This window comes from Methyloprofundus sp. (genome assembly GCF_965251085.1).
Lineage (GTDB): Bacteria > Pseudomonadota > Gammaproteobacteria > Methylococcales > Methylomonadaceae > Methyloprofundus.
Genome location: NZ_OZ252594.1, coordinates 3,994,104 through 4,020,116 on the forward strand (window position 1 = coordinate 3,994,104; position 26,013 = coordinate 4,020,116).

The window sequence follows — 26,013 nt, forward strand, 5'->3', positions numbered from 1 at the left end:
CATTCAATTTTTCGAAAATTCTAAGTTTTCTCCTTAGCATGTGGCGGGAATCTTGCCAGAGGTGTAAAATTCTTTTTATGAAAATGGTCAATTTAAATACAGGCTTTAACCATCCGACTTCGCCTTAACAGGGCTTCACAATTATGCTTTGGATTCTTATTTCGCTGTTTTTCTGCTGGTTAATTTTTCGGGAAATCAGAGGAGCGATTATGCCCCGGCCGGGTTATGGGCACTCGGAACCAGTGTACATACCCTACCTGTTTTTTGCGCAATTCTGGCAGCGTCATTTGCCTGGCATCCTCTACATTACTGGTATTTCGAGCGGCATTTATCAGCCATCGCTACACAGTTAGCTGATTCGCACCCAGCAAAATTTCATTGCAATACGGCTTTTGACGCTATGTTCGACAATGACCCCTTTGCCGCTGGACATGCGAATCTTGAAACGGGTCAAATCGTCTTTCAACTTAAATGGTGCGCAACACTCTTAGATTATCTGGATCATCCAGAACGAGCCACGCCACAAGAATTGCACAGTTTGAATATGCTTACCCATGAAAGTATGCATGTGCGCGGTGAACGCAACGAAGCTAAAACAGAGTGCCAGGCTATTCAAAGAAACTACCGCGCGGCAAAATTGCTAGGCGTTTCTGACCACACCGCCAAGAAAAACGCTCTGGATATTTACAATTTTAATTACATGAAACTACGTAGTGCACCGAATCGAGTAGCTTCCTATTATTCAGATCAATGCGCACCCGGTAAAGAAATGGACGAACATTTAAGCGATTCAACCTGGATGGCGCTTGAATAACAACGGAACAAGGCTAATAAAAAGGGTCGGAGTAATTGATGTCCAGTCTAGTGCTGCACTAGCTTGAGTTATAGTTGGCCTAAGTCAATAAACGAAAATCAACAGCCCCAACTCTTTCGTTTAGTCCTTGTTCAATCAACCAACCATCAATCCAGTAATCGTCCCCACATATCATAGTCATCCACTTCTTCTATTTCAACATTGACCAAATCGCCGACTTTTAAATGCGTCGCGCCATCAATAAAGACCTGGCCATCAATTTCCGGGGCATCAGCTTTACTTCTAGCAACAGCACCTTCCTCGACTACTTCGTCAATAATAACCTGTTCGATTCTACCTACTCGTAACTGTAACCTTGCCGCACTAATCTCAGCCTGATGTTCCATAAACCGGGCGAGTCGCTCCTGCTTAACTTCCTCTGGCACAGAGTCTGGCAAATCATTCGCCACTGCGCCTTTTACTGGCGAATAGGCGAAACACCCTACGCGATCTAATTGAGCTTCGCTTAGGAAATCCAGCAGTTCCTGAAATTCTGCTTCCGTTTCTCCTGGGAAACCAACGATAAAGGTACTGCGCAGAATTATATCGGGGCACACAGCGCGCCATGCCTTTATTCGCGTGAGGTTATTTTCCGCAGCGGCTGGGCGTTTCATTAATTTTAGAATGCGCGTATTAGCATGCTGGAAAGGTATATCCAGATAAGGCAAAATTTTACCAGCTGCCATTAAAGGCACGACTTCATCCACATGAGGATAAGGATAAACATAATGCATACGCACCCATATCCCTAGTTCACCTAGCGCTTCAGCCATATCATAAAAGCGAGTACGGACTTCTTTGCCCTGCCAGTCATAAGCCTGATATTTTAAATCCAGCCCATAAGCGCTGGTATCCTGAGAGACCACTAATAACTCTTTAACTCCCGCATCTGCCAAGCGTTTGGCTTCTAGCAATACCTCATTCACCGGACGACTCACCAGGTCACCTCGCATGGAAGGAATGATGCAGAAAGTACAGCGGTGATTACAGCCTTCTGCTATTTTTAAATAGGCATAATGTTTAGGCGTTAGCTTTATCCCTTGCGGGGGTACTAAACTGGTATAGGGATCATGCAAGGGAGGTAAATGCTTATGCACCGCACTGACGACTTCTTCTAAAGCATGTGCACCGGTAATTTCCAGCACCTGGGGATGACGTTCTAAAATTTCATCAGCCCGGGCACCTAAACAACCCGTCACTATCACTTTGCCATTTTCTGCAATCGCCTCGCCTATGCTGTCGAGTGATTCCTCTACCGCTGCATCAATAAAACCACAGGTATTAACCACCACCATATCCGCACCTTCATAATTCGGCGCAACCTCATATCCTTCCGAGCGTAATTTAGTCAAAATACGCTCGCTATCGACTAATGCTTTTGGGCAACCCAGGCTGATAAAGCCAATTTTAGGTGTTTTCATATATTCTATTATTGTGTAATCTTTTATTCTCAGTTAATCTTAGAAACGCTCACGCACTAAATCTACAACTCGCTTCCAGGTTGACTAATTTATTTCATGCACATTCCTGAGTAATTTTTTCTAGCCTGATGTACGCCTTTTTAAACCTAGAAAAATCAGTGCGTAGGTTGGCGCTAAGTATACGAAGCCCAACATGATATTGCACAGTGATTGTTGGGCTTCGCAAGCTCAGCGCCAACCTACATATCAAGCATTGGCATCAAGTTATTATTCTAGAGTTCAGGTGGTCTGAATTTATTTCGTGCACATTCCTGAGCAATTATTTCTAGCCTGATGTTCGCCTGTTTTAAACCAATTAAGCTAGCGAACAGCGTGATTTCCAGGCATAAAAACAGTCCTTAAAAATGTACCGCCAACCAGATACTGTCGTTATCTGGATCGGTCCATTCTACGCGGTGTCTGCAATGTGCAGGAATCAACAGGTAATCGCCCGCCTGTAGCCTTGTTAACTCCGTCTGCCCTGCAAACTCCAGAGTAGCCGCACCACGCATTAATATCACCCATTCATCCTGCGCCTGATCATACCATTCACTTTTTGCGCTGGCATGTCCTCTGGATACAATTCTTTCTATGCGTACATTAGCTTGCTGCATTAGGCACGTAGATAATTCCTCAGGTAATTGAAGCGGAATACCTGCTAATATATTGCTCACTTCAGGCATAAGTACCCAAGCATAATTAATTTAACATTTTTCTTGTCTTTTTTCTCATTTTCAGCGTTGCATAAAGAGTTGCGTAGCCAGCTATGCGCCTATTTATGCGCCTTGAAAATGAAAAAAAATCCTGCGTAAAATTTGTTAAATTAATTATGCTTGGGTACTTACTAATAGAGTCATTCATCTTTATGCTTTTTTTTAAAACATCACTATTGCTATTATATTTTATGGCGAACGCTGTTTCCGCTCTGGAAGATGAGTCAAACTGGAAGTTAGCAAAACAAGCAAACGACATTACTGTCTATACCCGCACACTAGCCTATTCAGCTTACGCTGAATACAGAGGTGAAATGAGCATTAATGCCAATATAGACTCTCTGCTGGCCTTTATTAATAATGATAATAATTGCTCTAGCTGGCGCTATAAATGCATAAAAATGCTTAATTTAACTGATAACTACATCTATAAGCTGATTTCTTTGCCCTGGCCTTTTAGTGACCGCTATACAGTCATGAAATCTACCACTCGTTTCAATCAACAAGCCAACAGCTATACTATACATTTAAAAAACATACCCCGCGCGCAACTTGCGCAAACTATTCAAGCTCAATTACCTGAGCAAAAAGACACAGTGCAAATGCGCTTTTCAGATGGGTATTGGCAATTTAAGCTTGCTCCGACTGGTAATATTATACACATAATCTATCAAATGCATGGCGACGCAGATGCCGCCTTACCCAGCGAACTAACTCGCTTAGGCATTGTTAATGCAGCATTTATCACGCTCAGCAACCTGAAGAAACATTTTACTCAAACTTCCTGTTGTTGAATTTTTACATTATTTTTATCCACACATAGCGCCAGCTTTCCTTGTAATAATTGCTGTAATTCCTGCCCTACCATACTATAACGCCAGCCATGCAGCAGTGAGCTTTCCTGTTCATCTAATATTAACTGTTCCAGGTCTTTACGCGTCGCTAGAATAACCGGGTTTAATGAGTTCTCATCCGCACGTAGCCTGACTAGCCCGGTTAGAATATCCAGCACCGCTTCCTGTTTCTGCGATTTCTTGTTATTCGTCTTGTTTTTTAATTTCAAACCCGGCATGTCCTGAGCTTTAGCAATTAACTCACAGACCTGTTTGCCACTACGCCGGATAAAGCCATCATTCATACCCCTAATTTCAGACAGTGCCTTTAAATGAACCGGCTGTAACTTCGCCATATCCAGAATAAGCTCGTCACGTAAAATCCAGTTTTTAGGTCTATTATCATTTTTTGCGACTTGTTCACGCCATTCAGCTAAGGCTTGTACAATCGCCAATTGCTTGCCGGTCAGTTTATTTTTTCCACGTATTTTCAGCCAGGCCTTTTCTGGCGGGATATCATATAGCTCCTCATTCATCAATTGCTCAAAGTCTTCCTTTAACCAATCTTCACGACCCAATGCCTGCAATTTCTTTTGCATCATCTGGTAAATTTTAGCCAGATATATCACATCATCTGCCGCATATTGAATCTGATCTGCCGATAAAGGCCGCTGACTCCAGTCTGTACGCGTATGTATTTTGCTAAGATTGATATTCAAAAACCCGGAAACCAGCATGGCATAACCGGTATTTTCCTGAAAGCCCAGCAACGGCGCTACTAGCTGAGTATCATAAACGGGTGCAGGTAATTTTCCACTGAGCTGATAAAAAATCTCAACATCTTGCCGACAGGAATGCAGGACTTTGACAATCGCCGGGTCATTGATAATAGCAAATAATTCATCTAACTCGCCTTCCAGGGCAATTGGGTCAACACAGGCCACCCACTCCAGAGTCGCTATTTGTAACAGACAAAATTTTGGATAATACGTTTTTTCGCGCAGAAATTCAGTATCAATCGCAAGCCACGGCTCATGTTGCATTTTCTGGCAAAGGTCTTGTAGCAATGCTACCGAATCAACATACTGAATTTCATTCATGTTTTTTTATAAAATAATTATTATTTTTCAGCAGGGTACTTTACTGAGGTTGGCTAACTTTCTTTTTATTAGCAGCCAAATAATGCCTGCGTGTACCACGTCGATAATTTTTTTCTGCCTGAAATTTTTTACCCGCGCCATTTAAGCGTTTAATTTCCAGACGTTTTTGATTGAGCTCTAACTCTTTAAATAGCTGTAATATTTCAACAGGCATGCCAGGCGGTAAGCTGAGAACAGTATAATGTTCGAATATATCGACGTAACCAATATTATTACGCTCGACACCTGCGTCTTCAACTAATACATCTTTAATCAGGTTTACACTGATCTTATGAATACGTCCCACTTCTATGCGATAACGCACCATTTCCGCATGCAATAACTCATGTGCTTTCTGTTTTTCAACTGCAAACTTATTATTCGCCAGCGTACTCAACTGGGGCTTGGGGTCATTAATAAATAATAAAGCGGCTGCTAAATCCAGATAATCTAATTGCAAATGCCGTGCACTCACTTCAATCAACGCTTTATTAGCCGTTAAATCTTCTTTGGCAATCACTTCTCTTAATTGCTTTTCCAGGCTAGACTGCTTTTCAATTTCTACATTGGCATTGTTATTATTCATTTAATGCCTCTAGGCGAATATCTACATAGGCTTCATCTCGTAAACGCCGTAACCATAACTCGGTTTCTTCCTCTATTTTTCGTCTGCGAATATCATCGCGTGCCTGATTCCGCTTTTGCTGTTCCTTATTATCTTTATTACGGCGCTCTAAAACCTGAATGATATGCCAGCCAAATTGAGTCTGTACAGGCTCACTAATTTCTTCTATTTCCAGTTCGGTCATGGCTTTTTCAAAGGGCGGTACTAATAAGCCTGGTGTAACCCAGCCTAACTCACCCCCGTTTAATGCCGACCCGGTATCATCTGAGTTAGCTTTGGCCAAGGCGGCAAAGCCATCACCATCCTCTATTCGTCCGACTATCGCCAGCAAACGTCTTTGCGCTTCTTCATCATTAATTAATTCATTGGTTTTAATCAATATATGGCGCACCTGTGTTTCAGTAATCATATGTGTTGCTATGCCGGTACTATCCAGTAATTTAAGAATATGAAAACCTCCCGGACTACGAATAGGCTGTGCAACATCACCCTTACTCATCGTTTTAACCACATCTACAAACAAAGTAGGTAGCTGATTTAGCGTACGCCAGCCCAACTCTCCTCCTTGTAAAGCATTGCTACCATCTGAAACACTGACCGCCATTTGCTTAAAGTCTTCGCCTTCTCGCAATTGCTCAATAATCGAAAGTGCTTCCGCTTCTTCAGCCTGGATAGTCGCTGCAGAAGCACCTTCAGGAACCGCGATTAAAATATGGCCTAGTAAATATTGCGTTTTTTGATCTGCTGAACTGATCTCAGTTTCCAGGTAATGGTTTATCTCCTGCTCTGATACTCTTACCCGACTACCGATTTCGTGGTTCCGCAACTGGTTAATGACAATTTCTTTGCGCACGCTTTCTTTGAAAGTCTCATAACTCATGCCCTGCGCTATAATTTCCTGTTTAAAATCGCTTAAATCCATGCCATTCTGTCTGGCTATCCCACTCATTGAGTCTTCCAGCATTTCATCGGTCACTTTAACCCCAGCCTTTTGTGCTAACTGAGTTTGCAAAGTACTAATAATCATGCGCTCCAGTACTTGTTTATAAATAACATTCTCGGGGGGCATTTGCACATTATTCGCTTTTAATTTGCCCACAACTGCCGCTGCTTCTTCTGCTAACTCACTTTCCAGAATGATATCATCTTCAACAACAGCCACAATTCCATCCAGGTACTCAACAGCAGACACTGGCAAGTTCACTAATGCCAACATTAGTATTATTATGCTCTGGGTAATTTTATTTCTTGTCATTTTAATAATTTGGTTTTCTGTATCCGGCTATATTATCCAGCAAAAAGTCATCGACTTTCTCACCTAAACTTGTAAAACCTTTCAATTCTAATTGAAAAAATATTGAATTTTGTGGCTCGGCATCGCCAAAAGAACCTGAAGCCGTACTCAATAGAAACTGACGATAAATAACCCTGAAGCGCCAACAACAAGAATCCTTTTCTATGCCAACAAAGTACTCCAGATTTTTCTTATCGAGTATCGAATAACGGTATAAGCCAATAGCACTCCAGCCATCATAAATGGGAACCATGGCCGAAGCAACTACCTGATTCTGAGCAAAACGTCCAAATTCTGGCTGCTGTTGTTGAAATCGATAGCCAATATTCAAAATGGTGTTATTGCTCAAACCACGATAACGTAAATCAGCATTACCCCTATTAACTCTATTCTTGGCGAAATTCCACTGCATTGCCGATGTAAATTTTAATTCATCGGTAATCTCACTACTTAATTCGGTAATCAAATTTGATAGGAATTCAGTTTGCACCTGTTCGCCTACTAAATTTACTTTTCTATCTGCAAAATAAAATATTTCACCGATAGTTAATTTCAAACGGTCACGCCCATCTTCAACTAGGCGCGTCGTTAAAGCCGCTGATATTTGATTGGCATTCTGGGTTTTATCTACCCCATTAAATTCATTATCTCTAAATAGCTGACCATAATTAAAATCGTATAAAGAGGTATCAAAGTTAGGTAGCTCGCTTTGGTCGACAAACGGCACGTATAAATAAAATAAACGTGGCTCTATCGTATGCGTTAAGGAATCGAAATCTCGCTCAAAAAACAAACCGCTATCTAAAGACACCATAGGTAAGGTTTTATTCAAACTATTGGCTCCCCCGGCAGACTGGTCATCAAGCCAGTATTGGGTGTGTTGCATCGCAACCTTGGGAATAATAAACCCCGATTGAGAAACCACAGGAAAGCTGATCGTTGGTTTAATATTAAACCGCTGTCCCTGCGGCTGGCCATCAGGAAAATGCCGTTGGAAATAGACATATTCACTATCCAGCCCCATTTCCAGAGGCAGCTGATTAAAGGATTTAAACATATCCAGCTTTAGCTGCGGTAAGCGCCTGTAAGGAACATTCTTATCACTCGCACCCGGGTCAATATTTTGATAATTATCAACCCGGGCACTCATGGCCATCCACGGCAAGGTATAGGCAATATTAGCATTACTTTGTAAATATCGATTACGGTTGTTCAAGCCCAGTGAACCATCTAAATCAGAAAAATAAGCACTATCAGATACATAATTGGCATTAATATTCATCGCCAGATTATCCGTAAATTGCGTACTGTTTTGAAAACTACCGCCCCACCTTAGCATCTTGGTTTGCTGATCTTCGGGCATAATTTCAAAATCAATTTCGCCAAATGTTCTGTTCCAGAGATAGCGAAAGTCAGCACCCATCATAAAGCCCCGCTCAGTCATATATCGCGGGGCTATAGTCAAATCATAATTAGGTGCCATGTTCCAGTAAAAAGGCAACCTAATATCTACCCCAGTACGTCCAGACAGGCCAAAGGAAGGGGTTAACAGCCCGGTTAAGCGTCTATCATCAACTGGAAATGAACCATAGGGGAAATACATCACCGGCACGCTTTTAAATTCCATCCAGCCATGCTTTACTGCTACGCGTCCGGTTTCATCATTCACCTTCATCCGCGATGCATGCAACATCCAGTCCTGATTACCGGGTTCGCAAGCCGTATAGGTCACTTCTTTATAACGACTGAATGTCGGACTATCCCGATAAACCACATCGGCGCTACCACGTATAGGTGAAGCAGGGAGGATAAAGGACACATCACGCAATAAAGACGTATCATTTTGCAAATTGACTTGTGCCGAGGTGCTGTGCAAAGCCATACCGCCATCACTGTAGATGATATCGCCATATAAATCGAGCACACCAGAAGCCTGATTAAAATCAGCCTGATTAGCTCTCAAACGCTGATCGGCACGTTGTAAATCGATATTACCTGTTAAGCTAATAAGTTCAGCATCGAACATTTCACTACCACCCGCAAAAATATCCATCTCTGACACTTCGCGCTGTTGCTTATCAACCGTATAAGTTGGTTGCGGGCCCAACCTTAAGGTACAAACGCCCCAAGGATCCTGATCAAACTCTGCTTGTAGACGTGAAAAAACCTGTTCGCGCTCGGCATTAAAGGTTTTATCAAACCAGAAACGATTATTTACTTCCTCTGTAATCAGTTGCTCTGCCTTGTCTGCGGGACATTGCTCAGCGGTTTTGCCATTTTTACATTCTACCTGTACGTCATTTGCTCTCGTGAGGGTAGATACCATCATTGATAAACTGACAAAAAATAGTAATAAACGCAGCAACATGTATACTTAAAAACCTGTAAATAAAAATCCCAATAAAGCCCGCACGATCAGACAAAATGGCATAAAATAACGACCGACCATTTTACCTTACTTTTCCGGCCTCTTTATAAAAGAATGATTACGGCAAGCGATGATAGAGCAAAAGCCATTCTGCAATGGTTAACAAACGACCTAAACCTGGATATCACTCAATTTGAACCCGCCTCTAGCGATGCCAGTTTTAGACGCTACTTTAGAGTGCAACATCAACAGCAACATTATATCGTGATGGATGCCCCACCCGATAAAGAAGATACAGCCCCCTTTATCAAAGTTGCCCAGTTGTTTGCACAAGCACAGGTCAATGTGCCGGATATTATTCAACACAACAATCAGCAAGGCTTTCTACTACTCGAAGATTTTGGCTCCTCGTGCCTATTAGATCAGTTAAACGACACTACGGTAGAAGCCTTATATAAAGATGCTCTGAATAGCCTGTTTACCCTACAAAATAACGTAGACATTCAGAATTGTGATTTACCGCATTACACGCCTGAATTACTGCAAACGGAACTATTACTATTTAGCGACTGGTTTTTAAAACAGCAATGTAAACTGACGCTTACTCATGCCCAGCAAACTATTATTAACGATAGTTATGACTTTTTAATCAATTCAGCCATACAGCAAGCTCAAGTTTGCGTGCATAGAGATTATCATTCGCGTAATTTAATGCACCTGAGTGCTAATAACCCAGGAATCATCGACTTCCAGGATGCCGTTATCGGCCCGGTGAGCTATGATGCCGTTTCTTTATTAAGAGACTGTTACATTAGCTGGTCAGATGCACAAATAGAAAGCTGTTTACTGCCCTATTTCCAGCAACTAAAACAAGCAAAGCTGGTGGCCTGTGATTTTGATCAATTCAAAAGAGATTTTGATTTAATGGGCATACAGCGACATTTAAAAGCGATTGGAATTTTTTCACGGCTTAATATTCGTGATGGCAAACCCGCTTATCTTAGAGATATTCCGCGCACACTGAATTATGTTATCAATATTAGCAAACACTACCCGGAATTAAATGAGTTTCATGCTTTTTTAGTGCAAAACGTATTACCTGCCAGCAAACGCACCCTATGAAAGCAATGATTTTAGCGGCTGGGCGGGGGGAAAGAATGCGCCCACTGACCGATCATACGCCAAAACCTTTATTGCAAGCAGCAGGTAAGCCACTCATTGTCTATACCATAGAAGCTCTAGTTCAAGCAGGAATCACAGATATTGTTATTAACCTTGCTCACCTCGGAGCGCAGATACAAAACTATTTGGGAGATGGCTCGCAGTATCAGGCAAATATCGACTACTCCCACGAAGGTGAAACGGGCTTAGAAACCGCAGGCGGCATCAAAAAGGCATTACCTATACTCGGTGATTCAGCTTTCCTGGTGGTCAATGGCGATATCAACAGTGACTTCAATTTTCATGGCCTTATTAACAAAGAGATAGACCTGGCGCATCTAATTTTAGTCAATAATCCTGCACACCACCCGACTGGGGATTTTGCGCTACAAAATCAAGCCACACTGACACCTGAAGGCACTCCTAAATATACCTATAGTGGCATCGGAATATACCACCCGGACTTATTTACCAGCATTAAACCAGGAAAATCCGCACTCGGCCCGCTATTAAAAAACACCATGCAAACAGGCCGTATTAGCGGGGAACTTTACCCGGGATTCTGGATGGATATCGGCACACCAGAGCGCTTGAAGGAGCTTAATAACATAATGCTAAGACACCATGAGCAATAAAATCATCCCAACCAGGTAAACATGGATAGTATCTACCGCCCGTCTATTTTGGCATTACTCTCCATCAGTCTTTTTTTAGGACTGTGGTATGGGCTTGCTATTTATTTGAATACAGCCACATTGCCTACGCCCTTAGTTGTTGCAAAAGTACTGTTGGCAGAAATCAATAGCGGGCAATTACCTTATCATTTAAGTAAAACCTTATACCGCCTGCTAGTAAGTTTCAGTATCGCCATGCTACTCGGATGCGCTATCGGCATCGTTTTAGGCAGACATAAGCAAATAAATTACTTCTTTGATAACTGGCTGGTGATTTTTTTAAATATTCCCGCTCTAGTCACTATTATTCTCTGCTATGTCTGGTTTGGGCTGGTTGAATCGGCCGCCATTCTCGCCGTGGTGATCAATAAATTACCCAATGTAATCGTCACCATTCGTGAAGGTACACGCGCTCTGGATAGTGAATTATTAGATATGGCAAAGTGCTATCGTTTTAGTAAAAGCAAAACCTTACGTCATGTCATCTGGCCTCAGCTACACCCCTTTGTTATGGCAGCAACACGCTCTGGTCTTGCCCTGATATGGAAAATCGTTCTCGTAGTAGAAATGCTGGGGCGCAGTAATGGCATGGGTTACCAGTTGCATTTATTTTTCCAGCTATTTGATGTTGCCAGTATCCTGGCCTATACCGTAGCCTTTGTAGCGTTGATTCAAGCGATTGAGCTGTTGATCCTCAAGCCACTGGATAAAAAAGCGCAAAGGTGGCGACGATGAGTCAGTTAGTCATTCAAATTGATGATAAATCGTATCTCAATGCTACGAATAAAACGCCTAAACAAGTCATTAAAAACCTGCAAATCACGCTGAATAATAATGAGTTTGTATGTCTTGTAGGCCCCTCAGGCTGCGGAAAAACGACTCTGCTAAATATCCTGGCAAATCTGGATACTCAATTTTCTGGCTCAATCGAATTACAACCTAAACATATACCGCCGAAAGTGGGCTATGTTTTTCAAAATCCGCGCCTACTGCCCTGGCGAACTGTACGCGAGAATATTCAATTGGCAGCCGATGCCCGTCCAGAAACGCTGGATTTTTTACTGGAGATTATGGGCCTTGCTGCTGAAAAAGAAAGTTATCCAGAACATTTGTCTTTAGGCATGAGCCGCCGCGTATCAATTATTCGTGCATTTGCCACTGATCCTGATTTATTACTAATGGATGAACCCTTTGTTTCACTAGACCCACCAACTTCCCGCTTAGTAAGGCAATTGCTCATTGACCTATGGACTAAACGTGCGCACAAAGTTCTATTTGTAACCCACGATTTACGCGAAGCAATCACGCTAGCGGATCGACTCATCTTCCTCAGCACCAACCCTATGTCTGTTATCAGCGAAGTAGCTGTTACGATTCCAAGAAACGAACGCTCACAGGAAATGAAAATAGAGCAATTTAGACAACAGTTATTTATTGATTATCCGCAAATAGCTGAGTTATTATAGATTTTCTATATTGAACATTAATATAATAAAACCCCAAAATGGAGAACGAGGCCCTATGAAAACACCACTAATAATTAGCATCCTGTCAGTAACACTCACCTTAATCCCAAACATTAGCTTCGCGAATAGCGACAATAGCCAATACCCTGCCGCTAATTTTCAGCCGAAAATTGTTTTTCAAGATGAACAAGCCAAGAATGCTTCAAGTTCTACCAAGTCCACGGGCGAAAAATCAGCATACGACCCAGACTACCCAGCAAGCAGCTTTGCTGCAAAAATACTTTATCAGGATAAAGATGCAATCAAAACATCCATCAACTCGGCACCCCAGGGTGAAAGGTCAGTCTTTGATCCAAAATACCCTGCGGCCAATTTTGAACCAAAAGTAATTTATCCTTAACATCAAATTACCACTATTTGACAGCCAGTTATTTCTGACTAATCTGGGAGCATAGGGCTGAGTGCCCTCGAGCTCCCAGAATTCTAGTCATTAACAATAAATCCTGCCTAAACTACTGAGCCGGCTTTCGCCTAAAGTATCAACAACTACCTCAGAAACTAATTCTTAATCCAAGTAACGCCTTTAGAAACAAGAATTAAATAATATACGCAGGATGTGCTGAGGTACGAAGCGCATCCTATAAATTATAGTTTCGGGTATTATAAAGTTCGAATTCTTTAGCCCCTTTGAACCTAGAAAATTTACAATGCTGAAAAATACGCGTTCATAAATAATAGATTCAACGTCCATCACTTAGTTTTTTCCTGGTAGTTCACACAAAAGACCTTTAAATACTTTTCAAAAGTTCGTTCTAAAACTATAGAATTTGCAAAATTTGTAGTAATTAAGAGATAATACAAGGTTACACAATTTTGACACACTATATAGCATGCATTTTGCTATATAGTGGACACGCAAGTTTTGGAAGATACTATGAAAAAAACCATGTACGAAAAGATCTGGGACAGCCATTTGGTGGCTGAAATTTCAGGCCAGGCCCCTTTATTATATGTTGATCGTCATCTAATGCATGAGGTCACTAGCCCGCAAGCATTTGAAGGCTTAAGAGTCGCCAAGCGCAAAGTACGTAATCCACATAGTATTCTGGCGACCATGGATCATTGTGTACCCACTAAAAATAGAGACTTGCCTATCGCAGACCCCATTGCGAAAAAACAAATCGAAACCATGGCGGATAACTGTGAGGAAAATGGTTTAAACCTCTATGATATGAAAAACCCGAATAACGGGGTTATTCATATTGTTGTACCTGAACACGGCTTTGTTCACCCTGGTATGGTGGTTGTCTGTGGTGATAGCCATACGGCAACTCATGGTGCTTTTGGTGCATTAGCCTTTGGTATAGGGACTTCAGAAGTTGAGCATGTGATGGCAACACAAACATTGCCACAACAAAAATCCAAAACACTACTCATTCAAATTGACGGCGAATTATCCAAATATGCATCTGCTAAAGATATTGCCTTAGCGATTACCGGGAAAATTGGTACTGCGGGTGGTAATGGGCATGTTATCGAATATGCAGGTAAAGCAATTACCAGCTTATCTATGGAAGGCCGTATGACACTATGTAATATGGCAATTGAAGCCGGTGCCAGAGCGGGCCTTGTTGCTCCTGATGAAAAAACCTATGCCTATTTGAAAGGCCGCGAATTTGCACCTTCTGGCGATAGCTGGGATCAAGCTCTCGCTTACTGGAAAAGCCTGCCTAGTGATGAAGGTGCTGACTACGATATGGTGGTTAAATTAGATGCCGCTGAGATTGAACCTCAGGTTACCTGGGGCACATCACCTGAACAGGTAACAGGCATTACCAGTATTGTTCCGGCACCTGAAGATTTTGATGATGAAATCAAACAACAAGCCTGCGCTAATGCTTTAACCTATATGGGCTTGACGGCACATACCAAAATAACGGATATTCCAGTTGATTTAATTTTTATCGGCTCATGCACCAATGGACGTATAGAAGATTTCCGTATTGCCGCTGAACTAACTAAAGGTACAAAAGTAGCCGATAAGGTAACAGCGATTGCTGTACCTGGTTCTTACCATGTTAAAAAACAGGCAGAAGATGAAGGTCTGGACAAAATTTTCATCGATGCTGGATGGGAATGGCGTGATCCTGGTTGCTCTATGTGTCTGGCGATGAACGGTGATGAATTGACCGTAGGTCAACGTAGCGCATCCACTTCAAATAGAAACTTTGAAGGGCGTCAGGGCAAAGGTGGAAGAACCCACTTAGTCTCTCCTGCAATGGCAGCAGCTGCAGCGACAGCTGGTCATTTTGTTGATATTCGCAACCTTTAATGAATTACGGAAAAAACTATGCAAGCGTATAAAAAACATGAAAGTATTGCGGCTTTAATGAAGCGTAGCAATGTTGATACAGACCAGATTATTCCTAAGCAATTTCTAAAAAAAGTAGAACGTACTGGCTTTGGACAACACTTATTTCACGACTGGCGTTTTAATGACGATGGCAGTGATAATACTGAGTTTGAACTGAATAAACCTGCCTTTAAAGGCGCACATATACTGGTTGCCGGTGATAACTTTGGTTGTGGTTCTTCTCGTGAGCATGCGCCCTGGGCGATAGCCGATTATGGCTATAACACCATTATCTCCAGCAGCTATGCGGATATTTTTTACAATAACTGCTTTAAAAACAGCATACTGCCGATTATTGCGACTAAACAGCAATTAGCCAGCTTAATGGATGAAATTTCGGCTAACGAAGGCGTTGAATTTATTGTTGACCTGGAAAATCAGCAACTAACTACCCCTGCTGGCAATGGCTTTAAATTTGATGTAGACGCTGTCCGCAAAAATAATTTGCTCAAAGGCCTGGATGATATTGGTTTAACTCTGGAACATGTGGGTCTAATTGATCAGTATGAAGCAAAGCACAAGCAAAGCTATCCCTGGCTTTGGGCTTAAAATCTACAAGAGAACTTTTGACACCTTGTAGGGCGTGGCTTTAGCCCGCCTTACACACCCAAGCGGGTATTGGCGGGCAAAAAGCCGCGCCCTACAAAAAGCATACCACAGACTAACGCTCACTCCATAGCGGATTGAACTCTGCTCTACACCTTCCTTATATTTTCCTAGGCAAGCAATATGTCCACACAATCCCGACACATCCAGTTAATGGACACAACCCTGCGTGATGGCGAACAAACTCAAGGAGTCTCTTATTCTCCTGATGAAAAGCTAAATATCGCAAAAGCACTACTGCAATCACTCCGCGTAGATCGCATAGAAGTCGCCTCAGCGCGTGTATCAGAAGGCGAAAAACAAGCGGTTAAGCATATTAATGAGTGGGCGCGAGAAGAAGGCTTTGATGGTCGGGTTGAAGTGCTAGGCTTTGTCGACCATACGCGTAGCGTAGACTGGATACTGGAAGCTGGTGGCAGTGTTATCAACCTGTTAACCAAAGGCAGTGAAAAACATTGCCGGGATCAACTAGGAAAAACCCTGGAACAACATGTAGACGATATCCTTAAAACGATAGACTATGCACTGGGAAAAGGCCTAAGAGTTAATGTTTACCTGGAAGACTGGTCTAATGGCTATAGAGACAATCGCAATTATGTTTTTGGCGTAATGGATCAATTACAGCGTGTTGGTATCAGCCACTTTATGCTACCCGATACACTAGGAATCATGTCCCCTGAAGAGGTTTTTGATAGCCTCAGTGACATGTGCAATCGATACCCGGAACTGCACTTTGATTTTCACCCGCATAACGACTATGGCCTGGCTACCGCAAATGTTATGGCTGCTGTCCGTGCAGGTATAAATTCCATTCACTGTACTGTTAATTGCTTAGGAGAGCGGGCTGGAAATGCATCGCTGGCGCAGGTTAGCGTAGTCTTACGTGACAAAATGAATATGGAATTATCCATTGATGAAAGCCACCTGGTACGCACCAGCAATCTTGTCGAAAACTTCTCTGGTAAACGTGTGGCTGCTAATGCACCCATTATCGGCACCGACGTCTTTACTCAGACGGCTGGTATTCATGCGGACGGTGATCAAAAGGGAGGCTTGTATAAAAGCAAGTTAGTTCCCGAACGTTTTTCTCGTATTCATAGCTATGCGCTAGGCAAAATGAGTGGTAAAGCCTCGTTAAAAAAGAACCTGGAATTACTGGAGCTAGACCTTTCTGAAGAAAATCAGAAAAAGGTTTTAGCCAGAATCGTTAGGTTAGGTGATTCAAAACAAACCATTACTACTGATGATTTGCCTTTCATCATTGCAGATGTATTGGAAAGTAAAAATTACCAGCATATTAAACTACTTAATTGCACCATCACCAGTGGTTTTGATCTGGAATCAACTGTGAGCTTACGAGTTGATGTTAAAGATGAACAACATATCGCCTCAGGCTGTGGGAACGGGGGCTTTGATGCATTTATCGATGCGATCAATAAGGTAATGAAGCTACATGATTACACCCTGCCCGCCTTAGTGGATTATGAAGTTAGAATTCCTAAAGGGGGGCACACCAGCGCGCTAACCGAGTGTGTCATTACCTGGGACTGTGATAACAATAACCGCAAAACACGGGGCGTACATTCCAATCAGGTTTTTGCCGCTATTCTGGCTGCGCTTAGGATTATTAATATACAATTACATGAGCTGGGTTAACAAGGGCGTTTCCTAGCTTCGTTGAGCACCCTGGTAAGCAGAGCTTACAGTCACGCATTCCCAAGCTAGAGCTTGGGAATGAGAAAAAAGAGCCCCCCCCCCCTTCTTTGTTCCCAAGCTCAGCTTGGGAATACATGGAGAAACAGCTCTGCTGTGAATACAACAAGGATGAAAAATTATGGGAAAAAGTCGCTATCAATTTAAAGAGCTCAAGAAACCCTACTTTTTAACTCTGACAATCTGTGGTTGGCAGCCTATCTTTACCCAGCCAGAAACAGTACAAATCATTCTCGATTCGTGGAAATATTTACAACAAGAATCCAATTTCAAACTCTACGGCTATGTGATCTTAGAAAATCATATTCACCTCATAGCGCAGTCAGACAATATACAAACAGACCTGCAACGCTTTAAATCATATACCGCTAGACAGATTATAGATTTTTTAAAAACACACAAGATAAGCTTGATTTTACAACAGCTCGCATTTTATAAAAAAGCGCATAAACTAGAATCCGAGTATCAACTGTGGCAGGAAGGGAGCCATCCACAAGTCATCGAATCCGAAGATATATTACGTCAGAAACTAGAGTACATGCATAATAACCCAGTGAAGCAGGGTTATGTCGACAAGCCTGAGTATTGGCGTTACTCCAGTGCAGGTAATTATCTTGGAGAGGCTGGGTTAATAGAAGTATTTAAGGCTTGGTGAAAAAAACCGAAGAAGCCTCCCCCTTGTTCCCAAGCTCCGCTTGGGAATACATGGAAAAACAGCTCTGCTGTGCGCTTCGGTAAGCAGAGCTTACAGTCACGCATTCCCAAGCTGGAGCGTGGGAACGAGGAAAACAACGAATTGCATCGATATAATTATTTACTCCAGCTCTCACCAATGTCCAGTTAATTTTTTTCCTATAAGGTATTGATTATTTACTTCCAGGTGCCTTAGGCAAATTCAATATGAAGTTTCTTGCCTACCGCATAAGCAACACGCTCTAAAACATCAAGTGTAATAGACGAATTATTTGGATCAAGAATCCGATCAAGTTGAGAGCGGCTAGTCTGTAGTTTTTTTGCCAAACTCGTTTTGCTTATATTGTTTTCTTGCATAATATCTGCAAGCTGAAGAACTAAAAGTCGTTTATGTGCTTTAACTGACACTTCTTCCAGAATACCTTCTTCTTCAAGAAAGTCATCAAAATTACTACCTGTGTGTTCTTTCATGGTTCCACCTAACTAAGCCATTGACTCATTCGCGTACGAGCCAAATCAATTTCTTTCTGGGGTGTTTTCTGAAATTTTTTGATAAACCCATGCAGTAAAATCATTTGGCCATTTTTGACTGTAAAGAAAACTCTGGATATATTGCCATTGGTAAATTTACTACGGACTTCCCACAGATTCGCTTCCATTTTTCTGACCAATGGCATACCAAGAGGCCAACGGAATTGAACTAATTTTATATCTTCACCAATCAGTTTTCTTTCCTCTTTTTCAAGACTTCTTAGCCAATCACGAACAGGTTCTTTGCCTGATTTTGTGAGGAAAAAACTTACAACCAGAATTTGCACGCCCTTCATAAGAAACAAGTGTACCTTACATGGTGCAATTGTCAAAATCTACCGTGCTGATCATATTAACCCCAGAACCTGGCTTAGATAAATCAGCTGTTGAAAGCCATCTGCAAAAACACCCTGCATCGCTGCCCAGACATTTTTCGCTTCGTCCGCCATATCAAAGCTGTTTTCCAGTATCATCGCTACCGATCCAATCATCGAAAAGGATTGGCTATATTTCTCTTGTTCCCAAGCTCTGCTTGGGAATACGTGGAAAACAGCTCTGCTGTGTGTTTCGGTAAGCAGAGCTTACAACCATGCATTCCCAAGCTGGAGCTTGGGAACGAGGTGTGAATTTAAACCTTAGGCATATTAGAAAGCTTTTCGACTACTTTATCCCCAAACTCTATCGTGCTGATCATATTAACCCCAGAACCTGGCTTGGATAGATCGGCAGTTGAAAAACCATCCGCAAATACACCTTGCATCGCTGCCCAGACATTTTTCGCTTCGTCTGCCATATCAAAGCTGTTTTCCAGCATCATGGCAACCGATCCAATCATCGAATAAGGATTGGCTATATTTTTTCCTGCGATATCCGGTGCAGAGCCATGTGAAGGCTCATAATAGGCTTTCTCATCTCCTAAGCAAGCAGATGGCATCAAGCCTAATGAGCCTAGAATGCCCCCGGCCTGATCACTTAAAATATCGCCAAACATATTTTCCATGACCATCACATCAAACTGTGTAGGTTTTAAACAGAGTAAAGTCGCTGCTGCATCAACCAGAATATTAATGACTTCAATTTCAGGATACTCTACAGCGACTTCTTCCATAATTTCATTCCATAACACGCTGGATTTCAGCACATTACTTTTGTGAATATTATGCAATACCTTTTTTCTGTGACTGGCTAATTTGAATGCCCGGTGCATTATCTGGCGAATCTGCGCTTCGGTATATTCTAAGGTTTCTTTTACATAGCGCTGGCCGTTTTCATCAACGCCCATTTCTTTTTTACCAAAATACAGGCCACCAACCAGCTCACGCACGATAATGATGTCGATACCTTCGCCAATAATTTCAGGCTTTAATGGCGAAAAATGTGCTAATTCTTTAGGTAAAGAAACAGGGCGAAAATTCGCATAAGTATTGTAACGACGGCGCATGGGTAATAAAGCACCACGCTCTGGTTGTTTATCAATAGGAATACCTTTAGATTCCTCATGACTTAAACCGATAGGCCCCTTAAGAATCGCATCGGCGCTATCGCAGATATTTTTGGTTTCTTGCGGGAAAGCATCCCCAGTTGCAAAATAAGCACAGGCACCAAATAATGCCGGCATAAGTTCAAAGCTAACATCGTTACGTTGTTCAATCAGTTTTAAAACCTTAACAGCTTCCGCCGTGATTTCCGGACCAATGCCATCTCCTGCCAAAACTGCGATTTTGTAATTCTTCATTAATAACCTTTAAAATATGTGTAAAAACCCTATAGATCAAACTGGGTCAAACTCTTTAACCTAGAAAAATCAGTTGAGCGCGAATTTATAGTGCAAGATATGGGTTTCACAGTGCTTGCAAAAAATTTTAGCTTCACCCATAGGTTAAGCGGACATTTTTTGCAAGTGCGGTGGAATCTAGAGCTTGTGCTAGAAAACGTGAGCAACTGATTTTTCTAGGTTCAAAAAACCTGCTATTTTACATTATCTTTAGTTGTAATTATATTCTTTAATATAAGCAAACAACGAATGCGAAATTAAATCAATCATTACCAAATAAGTCCCGAGTATAGACCTTAGACTCTACGTCTTTAAGCTCATCATCTAAACGGTTAGCAACGATAACATCCGCTTTTTGTTTAAATTCAGTCAAATCATTTATTACTTTTGAGTTAAAAAATGTCTCATCCTCAAGTACAGGCTCGTAAATGACAACCTTGATGCCCTTCGCCTTGATCCGCTTCATAATCCCCTGCACAGAAGAAGCGCGAAAATTATCTGAGCCACTTTTCATAATTAATCGATAAATACCTACAACTTTCGGATTACGTTTAATAATTGAGTCGGCTACGAAGTCCTTGCGCTTGCTATTTGCATCAACAATCGAACTGATTAGACTATTAGGTACATTTTGATAATTCGCTCTTAACTGCTTGGTATCTTTAGGCAGACAATAGCCACCATAGCCAAATGACGGATTATTATAATGATTGCCGATACGTGGATCCAGGCCTACGCCTTGAATAATTTGCCTGGTATTCAAGCCATGAGTTTCGGCATAAGTATCCAGCTCATTAAAATAAGCAACCCGCATCGCCAGATAGGTATTGGAAAATAACTTGACCGCCTCGGCTTCGGTAGAGTCAGTAAATAACACCTCAATATCTTTTTTAATCGCGCCTTCAACTAACAAGGCAGCAAAAGTCTCGGCTCTCTTGGAGCGCTCACCAACGATAATGCGCGAAGGGTGAAGGTTATCATATAAAGCTCGGCCTTCTCTTAAGAACTCGGGTGAGAAAATAATGTTTTTACAAGCCAGCTCCTGACTAATTTGTGCACAATATCCTACCGGTACGGAAGATTTGATAACCATCACGGCACCAGGATTAATCAACATCACATCCTTAATAACCGCTTCAACTGATTGGGTATTGAAATAGTTAGTTTCAGTATCGTAATCCGTAGGCGTGGCAATAATCACAAAGTCGGCATTTTTATATGCGACCTGTTTATCTAGCGTCGCCGTAAAATTCAGCTCTTTATTCTGTAGGAAATCTTCTATTTCAGTATCTACGATGGGTGATTTTTTTGCATTGAGTAATTCGATTTTCTCAGGAATAATATCAACGGCAACAACCTCATTATTTTGAGCGAGTAGCATGGCGTTAGACAAGCCTACATAACCTGTTCCTGCTATGGCGATTTTCATTTTTTATCCTGGTTTTTTTAATTAAGGAATGCTAATTACTATTTCCAGCACTTATTATAAGGGGAGCGCTATGATAAATCACCAGTACCGGATGACATTTACTTGTAGAGCGGACTTTAGTCCGCTCTACAGTATTTCATTGCCCTCTCCCAGAAAACTGCACGCTATTAAAGCCGTGCTATGATATTGCTATAGTTAATCTTTACATACTCGAATAAGCAAATGAAATTCTGGGAAACAAAAACATTAGCGCAAATGACGACTGCCGAGTGGGAATCACTCTGCGATGGTTGCGCTAAATGCTGCTTAAATAAGCTAGAGGACGAAGACAGTGGCGAAATATTTTTTACCAGTGCCGTCTGTGATTTAATCAACCTGGACACTTGCCGTTGTACGCGCTATTCCGAGCGCACTACTTTAGTGCCTGAATGTATTGACTTAAAGCAACATGACTTCGCTGAATATACCTGGCTACCTGCCACTTGCGCTTACCGTCTATTAAGTGATGGCAAGCCATTACCCGACTGGCATCCTTTGATTTCCGGCACACCGGAAAGCGTTAAAGATGCCGGCGTTTCAATCAGTAGCTTTGCCATGAAAGAGTCTCAAATTGATGACCTGGGAGAACATATTATTGAGTGGCTGGAATAAGCACTTATCAGCAAGTAAATCACCTACAAGGCAAATAAAGCAATATTCAGACATTATAACAACTACTATTGCCATACACTTTGAGCAGCTTAGCCTACAAACTCAGCTCTTTGAACCCCCGCCATCAGCAAAAGCATTTCTTTATTACCGCTCCCATTCCTTTCTATACCTTATTTATGCTAGGCTTGTATTCCTAATCTACTTTCAAGGAGAAAGCATGTCATCAGTTAGTATGGGCAATCCCGTTGCAGATTTTACAGCTATGTCTACCGGAGATAAGAGCATCCAGCTATCCGACTATAAAGGAAAGTATGTATTGCTATATTTTTACCCCAGAGACAACACACCAGGCTGCATTACCGAGGGACAGAATTTTCGCGATAATATCGACCAGTTTGAAAAATTTAATACGATTATTCTTGGCGTTTCCCGGGATAGCGTACGCGTACATGAAGGCTTTAAAACAAAACAGAACTTCCCGTTTGACTTGTTATCTGACAAGGAAGAAGCGCTGTGCCAATTATTCGATGTGATCAAAATGAAAACCATGTATGGAAAAAAGGTACTCGGTATAGAGCGCAGTACCTTTTTAATTGATCCTGAGGGCGTATTAATTCACGAGTGGCGTAAAGTAAAAGTCAAGGTTCATGTTGATGAGGTTTTGCAAAAACTAGCTGAGTTAGAGGGGTAGGCAATGAATATTAGTGCGCAAAAGAAATTATTTGTTCTGGATACCAATGTTTTAATGCATGACCCTGCTGCTTTATTTCACTTTCAGGAACACAATATTTTTATTCCCATGGTGGTTCTGGAAGAGCTGGACCATGCTAAAAGAGGTGTCACCGAAGTCGCACGAAATGTACGTCAGGTGAGTCGGTTTATTGATGACCTGTTAAAAGGCACAGATCAGAACGATATTAAACAGGGCTTGCCGCTATCTCAGTTACAAAGTTCGGGGCAAAATGAAAACGCTCTGGATGGCCGCTTGTATTTTCAAACCCAGCAAATGACCGCCGCTTTACCTGATTCCATGCCGGGTAATCTTGCCGACAATTCCATTTTGAGCATCGTACTCACTTTGGTAAAGCAATTCCCTGATACACAAGTCATATTAGTCTCTAAAGATATTAATATGCGTATTAAGGCAGCTGCACTGGAGTTAAAAGCGGAAGATTATCATACTGACCAGACTCTGGATGATATTGACTTACTATATAGTGGGGCGACTGCCCTACCCGATGATTTCTGGGAAACTCATGGCAACAAGATGCAGTCGTGGATAGAGGAAGGACGCACTTATTATAAACTTGAAGGTCCTTTAGTCACTAACTGGCATCCAAACCAGTATCTTTATATAGAAAATAGCTCTGATTTTGAAGCCATCGTGCGCTCTGTCGATAATGACACAGCAACTCTGGAACTCGCCGTCAATTATAGACAGGGGCATCATTCCGCCTGGGGTGTCTTTGCCAAAAATAGAGAGCAGAATTTTGCTTTTAATGTGCTAATGGATCCAGAAATTGACTTTGTCACTCTACTCGGTACCGCCGGAACCGGAAAAACATTATTAGCTCTAGCTGCAGGGTTAACGCAAACCATGGATGACAAGCTCTATCACGAAATCATTATGACCCGTGAAACGGTTCCTGTGGGGGAAGACATTGGTTTCTTACCCGGCACCGAAGAAGAGAAAATGGCTCCCTGGATGGGCGCGTTAATAGATAATTTAGAGCTACTCGGTAAGCAAGAGGAAGATACAGACTGGGAAAAAGATGTTACCAAAACCATTTTAATGAATAAAATTAAAATCCGTTCACTTAACTTTATGCGTGGGCGTACTTTTTTAAACCGTTATTTAATTATTGATGAAGCGCAAAATCTCACGCCCAAACAAATTAAAACCTTAATTACCCGCGCAGGACCTGGCACCAAGATTATCTGTATTGGTAATTTATCTCAGATTGACACACCTTATTTAACAGCCACCAGTTCAGGGCTGACCTATGTAGTCGATAAGTTTAAGTCATGGGATCACGGCGCTCATATCACGCTAAGACGAGGTGAACGCTCTCGTTTAGCCGACCATGCCTCTGAGGTTTTGTAGTCTTATAATAACCCAGCGTAGAGCGGACTTTAGTCCGCTATGTTCAACAGACATTGCAATGCAGGGCGTGGCTTTAGCCAGTCATTTTCTAACTTGTTTAATGTTGGCGGGCTAAAGCCCCGCCCTACGAGCAAAGGTTTTAGCTATAATTCGTGTAGGCTAAAGCCTACTCCCCATCAGGCTTAATTTGACATGTCAGGTTAACATCAGTAAATTAACGGGCTAAGTTAAATCATATACCACTTCACCAACATAATTAGTCGTTTTTTAAGAGCCCCCAATGGAAGAATTTCACCGTATTAGTCGCCTGCCGCCTTATGTCTTTAATATCGTTAATGATTTAAAAGCACAAGCACGAGCCCAAGGCGAAGATATTATTGATTTTGGCATGGGGAATCCAGACCAACCGACACCGAAACATATCGTCGACAAAATGGTCGAAGCGACTCTACGTACTGACACTCATCGCTATTCAGTTTCACGCGGAGTGCCAAGGCTAAGACGCGCTATTTGCAACTGGTACAAAAATCGCTTTGATGTGGATTTAGATCCTGAAACACAATCCATTGTAACTATAGGCTCTAAAGAAGGTTTGGCTCATCTGGCATTAGCAACGCTAGGTCCTGGCGATACAGTCATGGTACCCAACCCTGCCTACCCGATACATCCGTATGGCATCGTTATCGCTGGTGCGGATTTAAGGCATGTAAAAATGGTGCCCGGGGTCGATTTTGTCGAGGAATTACATAAGGCCATTGCCGAATCATGGCCCAAACCAAAAATGCTGATTCTGAATTTTCCTGGTAATCCGACCACACAATGCGTAGAGCTGGATTTCTTTGAAAAAATCATCGCCGTCGCAAGAGAACATAAGATCTGGGTGGTACATGATATTGCCTATGCTGATATCGTGTTTGATGGTTATAAAGCACCCTCGATATTACAAGTGCCCGGTGCAGAAGAAGTCGCTGTCGAATTCTTTTCGCTCTCAAAAAGTTATAATATGCCTGGCTGGAGAGTGGGCTTTATGTGCGGCAATAAGGAACTGGTGGCAGCGCTAGCACGTATTAAGTCTTACCTGGATTACGGCATGTTCACACCGATTCAAATCGCCGCCATCACCGCACTGGAAGGGCCTCAGGATTGCGTCGCTGAAATCTGCGCGATGTATAAAGAGCGCCGGGATGTGCTTTGTGATGGTCTGAATTCTATTGGCTGGAACGTAGAAAAGCCCAAAGCGACGATGTTTGTCTGGGCGCCTATTCCTGAAGCTTATAAAGAAATGGGCTCGATTGAATTTTGCAAAAAAATGATTACCGAGGCCAAGGTTGCTGTTTCGCCGGGGATTGGTTTTGGTCAGTTTGGTGATGACCATGTGCGCTTTAGTTTAATAGAAAACGAACACCGCACTCGCCAGGCCATACGCGGCATACGTACCATGTTTAAAAAAGATGGTTTGATTTAACACATTCACTCTGTAGGGCGCGGCTTTAGCCCGCCAGTTATACACAAG

26 protein-coding genes are annotated in these 26,013 nt (G+C 42.1%); 15 read left to right on the plus strand and 11 right to left on the minus strand.

Annotated features, from left to right (window positions below; translation table 11 throughout):
* The first annotated feature begins 148 nt into the window (after positions 1-148).
* The gene (locus ACQY3F_RS18830) at positions 149-814 is read left to right on the plus strand and encodes a hypothetical protein (protein ID WP_428356552.1); all 666 of its coding nucleotides are present in this window, start codon (positions 149-151) and stop codon (positions 812-814) included.
* 146 nt (positions 815-960) lie between these two features.
* On the opposite strand, the gene rimO is transcribed toward ACQY3F_RS18830, so the two are convergent.
* Both rimO and ACQY3F_RS18840 read right to left on the minus strand, forming a co-directional pair.
* A complete protein-coding gene (gene rimO / locus ACQY3F_RS18835) occupies positions 961-2,274 on the minus strand; it encodes a 30S ribosomal protein S12 methylthiotransferase RimO (RefSeq protein ID WP_428356553.1) in 1,314 nt (437 codons plus the stop codon).
* Positions 2,275-2,672: 398 nt separating this feature from the next.
* Positions 2,673-2,996 carry a cupin domain-containing protein gene (locus ACQY3F_RS18840; RefSeq protein ID WP_428356555.1) on the minus strand — a complete coding sequence of 108 codons (324 nt, stop codon included), beginning with the start codon at positions 2,994-2,996 and terminating at the stop codon, positions 2,673-2,675.
* 206 nt (positions 2,997-3,202) lie between these two features.
* Between ACQY3F_RS18840 and ACQY3F_RS18845 the strand changes: the two genes are divergently transcribed.
* The gene (locus ACQY3F_RS18845; RefSeq protein ID WP_428356557.1) at positions 3,203-3,820 is read left to right on the plus strand and encodes a hypothetical protein; all 618 of its coding nucleotides are present in this window, start codon (positions 3,203-3,205) and stop codon (positions 3,818-3,820) included.
* Here ACQY3F_RS18845 and rnd read toward each other — a convergent pair.
* From rnd to ACQY3F_RS18865, 4 genes are read right to left on the minus strand one after another with little or no spacing between them, the layout of a single operon-like run.
* The gene (rnd, locus tag ACQY3F_RS18850) at positions 3,802-4,959 is read right to left on the minus strand and encodes a ribonuclease D (RefSeq protein WP_428356558.1); all 1,158 of its coding nucleotides are present in this window, start codon (positions 4,957-4,959) and stop codon (positions 3,802-3,804) included. The two genes, ACQY3F_RS18845 and rnd, sit on opposite strands and share 19 nt — an antisense overlap.
* Before the next feature lie 40 nt (positions 4,960-4,999).
* Positions 5,000-5,584 (minus strand): DbpA RNA binding domain-containing protein, encoded by a 585-nt coding sequence (locus ACQY3F_RS18855; protein ID WP_428356559.1) that lies wholly within the window; start codon positions 5,582-5,584, stop codon positions 5,000-5,002.
* On the minus strand, positions 5,577-6,878 hold the full coding sequence (locus ACQY3F_RS18860; RefSeq protein WP_428356560.1) for a peptidylprolyl isomerase: 1,302 nt from the start codon (positions 6,876-6,878) through the stop codon (positions 5,577-5,579). The genes ACQY3F_RS18855 and ACQY3F_RS18860 overlap by 8 nt, the downstream gene beginning before the upstream one ends.
* A 1-nt stretch (position 6,879) precedes the next feature.
* A complete protein-coding gene (locus ACQY3F_RS18865; RefSeq protein WP_428356561.1) occupies positions 6,880-9,243 on the minus strand; it encodes an LPS-assembly protein LptD in 2,364 nt (787 codons plus the stop codon).
* Between the two features lie 156 nt (positions 9,244-9,399).
* On the opposite strand from ACQY3F_RS18865, the gene ACQY3F_RS18870 reads away from it, so the two are divergent.
* The 9 genes from ACQY3F_RS18870 to ACQY3F_RS18910 all read left to right on the plus strand — a co-directional run bounded on the left by ACQY3F_RS18870 (position 9,400) and on the right by ACQY3F_RS18910 (position 17,973).
* A complete protein-coding gene (locus ACQY3F_RS18870) occupies positions 9,400-10,407 on the plus strand; it encodes an aminoglycoside phosphotransferase family protein (protein WP_428356563.1) in 1,008 nt (335 codons plus the stop codon).
* Complete coding sequence (murU, locus tag ACQY3F_RS18875; protein WP_428356564.1) at positions 10,404-11,081, plus strand: N-acetylmuramate alpha-1-phosphate uridylyltransferase MurU; 678 nt, start codon at positions 10,404-10,406, stop codon at positions 11,079-11,081. The genes ACQY3F_RS18870 and murU overlap by 4 nt, the downstream gene beginning before the upstream one ends.
* Before the next feature lie 21 nt (positions 11,082-11,102).
* Complete coding sequence (locus ACQY3F_RS18880) at positions 11,103-11,855, plus strand: ABC transporter permease (protein ID WP_428356565.1); 753 nt, start codon at positions 11,103-11,105, stop codon at positions 11,853-11,855.
* The gene (locus ACQY3F_RS18885; RefSeq protein WP_428356566.1) at positions 11,852-12,586 is read left to right on the plus strand and encodes an ABC transporter ATP-binding protein; all 735 of its coding nucleotides are present in this window, start codon (positions 11,852-11,854) and stop codon (positions 12,584-12,586) included. Before ACQY3F_RS18880 ends, ACQY3F_RS18885 begins: the two co-directional genes overlap by 4 nt.
* Positions 12,587-12,641: 55 nt before the next feature.
* Positions 12,642-12,986, plus strand: coding sequence for a hypothetical protein (locus tag ACQY3F_RS18890; protein WP_428356568.1), 345 nt, complete (start codon positions 12,642-12,644; stop codon positions 12,984-12,986).
* A gap of 534 nt (positions 12,987-13,520) precedes the next feature.
* Entirely contained in the window at positions 13,521-14,918 is a 1,398-nt protein-coding gene (gene leuC / locus ACQY3F_RS18895; RefSeq protein ID WP_428356569.1) for a 3-isopropylmalate dehydratase large subunit, read from the plus strand.
* Positions 14,919-14,936: 18 nt separating this feature from the next.
* Positions 14,937-15,548 (plus strand): 3-isopropylmalate dehydratase small subunit, encoded by a 612-nt coding sequence (gene leuD / locus ACQY3F_RS18900; protein ID WP_428356570.1) that lies wholly within the window; start codon positions 14,937-14,939, stop codon positions 15,546-15,548.
* A gap of 180 nt (positions 15,549-15,728) precedes the next feature.
* On the plus strand, positions 15,729-17,261 hold the full coding sequence (locus ACQY3F_RS18905; RefSeq protein WP_428356571.1) for an alpha-isopropylmalate synthase regulatory domain-containing protein: 1,533 nt from the start codon (positions 15,729-15,731) through the stop codon (positions 17,259-17,261).
* 178 nt (positions 17,262-17,439) lie between these two features.
* Complete coding sequence (locus tag ACQY3F_RS18910; protein WP_428356572.1) at positions 17,440-17,973, plus strand: REP-associated tyrosine transposase; 534 nt, start codon at positions 17,440-17,442, stop codon at positions 17,971-17,973.
* A gap of 230 nt (positions 17,974-18,203) precedes the next feature.
* On the opposite strand, the gene ACQY3F_RS18915 is transcribed toward ACQY3F_RS18910, so the two are convergent.
* The 5 genes from ACQY3F_RS18915 to ACQY3F_RS18935 form a co-directional block, all read right to left on the minus strand.
* Positions 18,204-18,482 carry a helix-turn-helix domain-containing protein gene (locus ACQY3F_RS18915; RefSeq protein WP_428356574.1) on the minus strand — a complete coding sequence of 93 codons (279 nt, stop codon included), beginning with the start codon at positions 18,480-18,482 and terminating at the stop codon, positions 18,204-18,206.
* A gap of 8 nt (positions 18,483-18,490) precedes the next feature.
* Complete coding sequence (locus tag ACQY3F_RS18920) at positions 18,491-18,838, minus strand: type II toxin-antitoxin system RelE/ParE family toxin (protein ID WP_428356576.1); 348 nt, start codon at positions 18,836-18,838, stop codon at positions 18,491-18,493.
* A gap of 51 nt (positions 18,839-18,889) precedes the next feature.
* Complete coding sequence (locus tag ACQY3F_RS18925; RefSeq protein WP_428356577.1) at positions 18,890-19,033, minus strand: hypothetical protein; 144 nt, start codon at positions 19,031-19,033, stop codon at positions 18,890-18,892.
* A gap of 137 nt (positions 19,034-19,170) precedes the next feature.
* Complete coding sequence (gene leuB, locus ACQY3F_RS18930; protein ID WP_428356578.1) at positions 19,171-20,277, minus strand: 3-isopropylmalate dehydrogenase; 1,107 nt, start codon at positions 20,275-20,277, stop codon at positions 19,171-19,173.
* Between the two features lie 301 nt (positions 20,278-20,578).
* Positions 20,579-21,745: a nucleotide sugar dehydrogenase gene (locus tag ACQY3F_RS18935; RefSeq protein ID WP_428356579.1), complete on the minus strand. Its 1,167-nt coding sequence runs from the start codon at positions 21,743-21,745 to the stop codon at positions 20,579-20,581.
* A 222-nt stretch (positions 21,746-21,967) separates the two neighbouring features.
* Between ACQY3F_RS18935 and ACQY3F_RS18940 the strand changes: the two genes are divergently transcribed.
* The 4 genes from ACQY3F_RS18940 to alaC all read left to right on the plus strand — a co-directional run bounded on the left by ACQY3F_RS18940 (position 21,968) and on the right by alaC (position 25,965).
* Positions 21,968-22,396 (plus strand): YcgN family cysteine cluster protein, encoded by a 429-nt coding sequence (locus tag ACQY3F_RS18940; RefSeq protein WP_428356581.1) that lies wholly within the window; start codon positions 21,968-21,970, stop codon positions 22,394-22,396.
* Positions 22,397-22,613: 217 nt separating this feature from the next.
* Positions 22,614-23,087 carry a peroxiredoxin gene (locus tag ACQY3F_RS18945; RefSeq protein WP_428356583.1) on the plus strand — a complete coding sequence of 158 codons (474 nt, stop codon included), beginning with the start codon at positions 22,614-22,616 and terminating at the stop codon, positions 23,085-23,087.
* A 3-nt stretch (positions 23,088-23,090) separates the two neighbouring features.
* The gene (locus tag ACQY3F_RS18950; protein ID WP_428356584.1) at positions 23,091-24,500 is read left to right on the plus strand and encodes a PhoH family protein; all 1,410 of its coding nucleotides are present in this window, start codon (positions 23,091-23,093) and stop codon (positions 24,498-24,500) included.
* Positions 24,501-24,780: 280 nt separating this feature from the next.
* The gene (alaC, locus tag ACQY3F_RS18955; RefSeq protein WP_428356585.1) at positions 24,781-25,965 is read left to right on the plus strand and encodes an alanine transaminase; all 1,185 of its coding nucleotides are present in this window, start codon (positions 24,781-24,783) and stop codon (positions 25,963-25,965) included.
* The last annotated feature ends 48 nt before the right edge of the window (positions 25,966-26,013 follow it).

Bases quoted from the DNA above. Each gene is read 5' to 3' on its own strand.
- ACQY3F_RS18855 (WP_428356559.1), bottom strand. From the start codon at position 5,584: ATGAATAATAACAATGCCAATGTAGAAATTGAAAAGCAGTCTAGCCTG.
- ACQY3F_RS18865 (WP_428356561.1), bottom strand. From the start codon at position 9,243: ATGGTATCTACCCTCACGAGAGCAAATGACGTACAGGTAGAATGTAAA.
- ACQY3F_RS18945 (WP_428356583.1), top strand. From the start codon at position 22,614: ATGTCATCAGTTAGTATGGGCAATCCCGTTGCAGATTTTACAGCTATG.
- ACQY3F_RS18860 (WP_428356560.1), bottom strand. From the start codon at position 6,878: ATGACAAGAAATAAAATTACCCAGAGCATAATAATACTAATGTTGGCA.
- ACQY3F_RS18925 (WP_428356577.1), bottom strand. From the start codon at position 19,033: ATGATTGGATCGGTAGCGATGATACTGGAAAACAGCTTTGATATGGCG.
- ACQY3F_RS18890 (WP_428356568.1), top strand. From the start codon at position 12,642: ATGAAAACACCACTAATAATTAGCATCCTGTCAGTAACACTCACCTTA.
- ACQY3F_RS18870 (WP_428356563.1), top strand. From the start codon at position 9,400: ATGATTACGGCAAGCGATGATAGAGCAAAAGCCATTCTGCAATGGTTA.
- ACQY3F_RS18905 (WP_428356571.1), top strand. From the start codon at position 15,729: ATGTCCACACAATCCCGACACATCCAGTTAATGGACACAACCCTGCGT.
- ACQY3F_RS18935 (WP_428356579.1), bottom strand. From the start codon at position 21,745: ATGAAAATCGCCATAGCAGGAACAGGTTATGTAGGCTTGTCTAACGCC.
- ACQY3F_RS18920 (WP_428356576.1), bottom strand. From the start codon at position 18,838: ATGAAGGGCGTGCAAATTCTGGTTGTAAGTTTTTTCCTCACAAAATCA.
- murU (WP_428356564.1), top strand. From the start codon at position 10,404: ATGAAAGCAATGATTTTAGCGGCTGGGCGGGGGGAAAGAATGCGCCCA.
- alaC (WP_428356585.1), top strand. From the start codon at position 24,781: ATGGAAGAATTTCACCGTATTAGTCGCCTGCCGCCTTATGTCTTTAAT.
- ACQY3F_RS18880 (WP_428356565.1), top strand. From the start codon at position 11,103: ATGGATAGTATCTACCGCCCGTCTATTTTGGCATTACTCTCCATCAGT.
- ACQY3F_RS18885 (WP_428356566.1), top strand. From the start codon at position 11,852: ATGAGTCAGTTAGTCATTCAAATTGATGATAAATCGTATCTCAATGCT.
- ACQY3F_RS18950 (WP_428356584.1), top strand. From the start codon at position 23,091: ATGAATATTAGTGCGCAAAAGAAATTATTTGTTCTGGATACCAATGTT.
- leuD (WP_428356570.1), top strand. From the start codon at position 14,937: ATGCAAGCGTATAAAAAACATGAAAGTATTGCGGCTTTAATGAAGCGT.
- ACQY3F_RS18910 (WP_428356572.1), top strand. From the start codon at position 17,440: ATGGGAAAAAGTCGCTATCAATTTAAAGAGCTCAAGAAACCCTACTTT.
- ACQY3F_RS18915 (WP_428356574.1), bottom strand. From the start codon at position 18,482: ATGAAAGAACACACAGGTAGTAATTTTGATGACTTTCTTGAAGAAGAA.
- ACQY3F_RS18940 (WP_428356581.1), top strand. From the start codon at position 21,968: ATGAAATTCTGGGAAACAAAAACATTAGCGCAAATGACGACTGCCGAG.
- rimO (WP_428356553.1), bottom strand. From the start codon at position 2,274: ATGAAAACACCTAAAATTGGCTTTATCAGCCTGGGTTGCCCAAAAGCA.
- ACQY3F_RS18840 (WP_428356555.1), bottom strand. From the start codon at position 2,996: ATGCCTGAAGTGAGCAATATATTAGCAGGTATTCCGCTTCAATTACCT.
- leuC (WP_428356569.1), top strand. From the start codon at position 13,521: ATGAAAAAAACCATGTACGAAAAGATCTGGGACAGCCATTTGGTGGCT.
- leuB (WP_428356578.1), bottom strand. From the start codon at position 20,277: ATGAAGAATTACAAAATCGCAGTTTTGGCAGGAGATGGCATTGGTCCG.
- rnd (WP_428356558.1), bottom strand. From the start codon at position 4,959: ATGAATGAAATTCAGTATGTTGATTCGGTAGCATTGCTACAAGACCTT.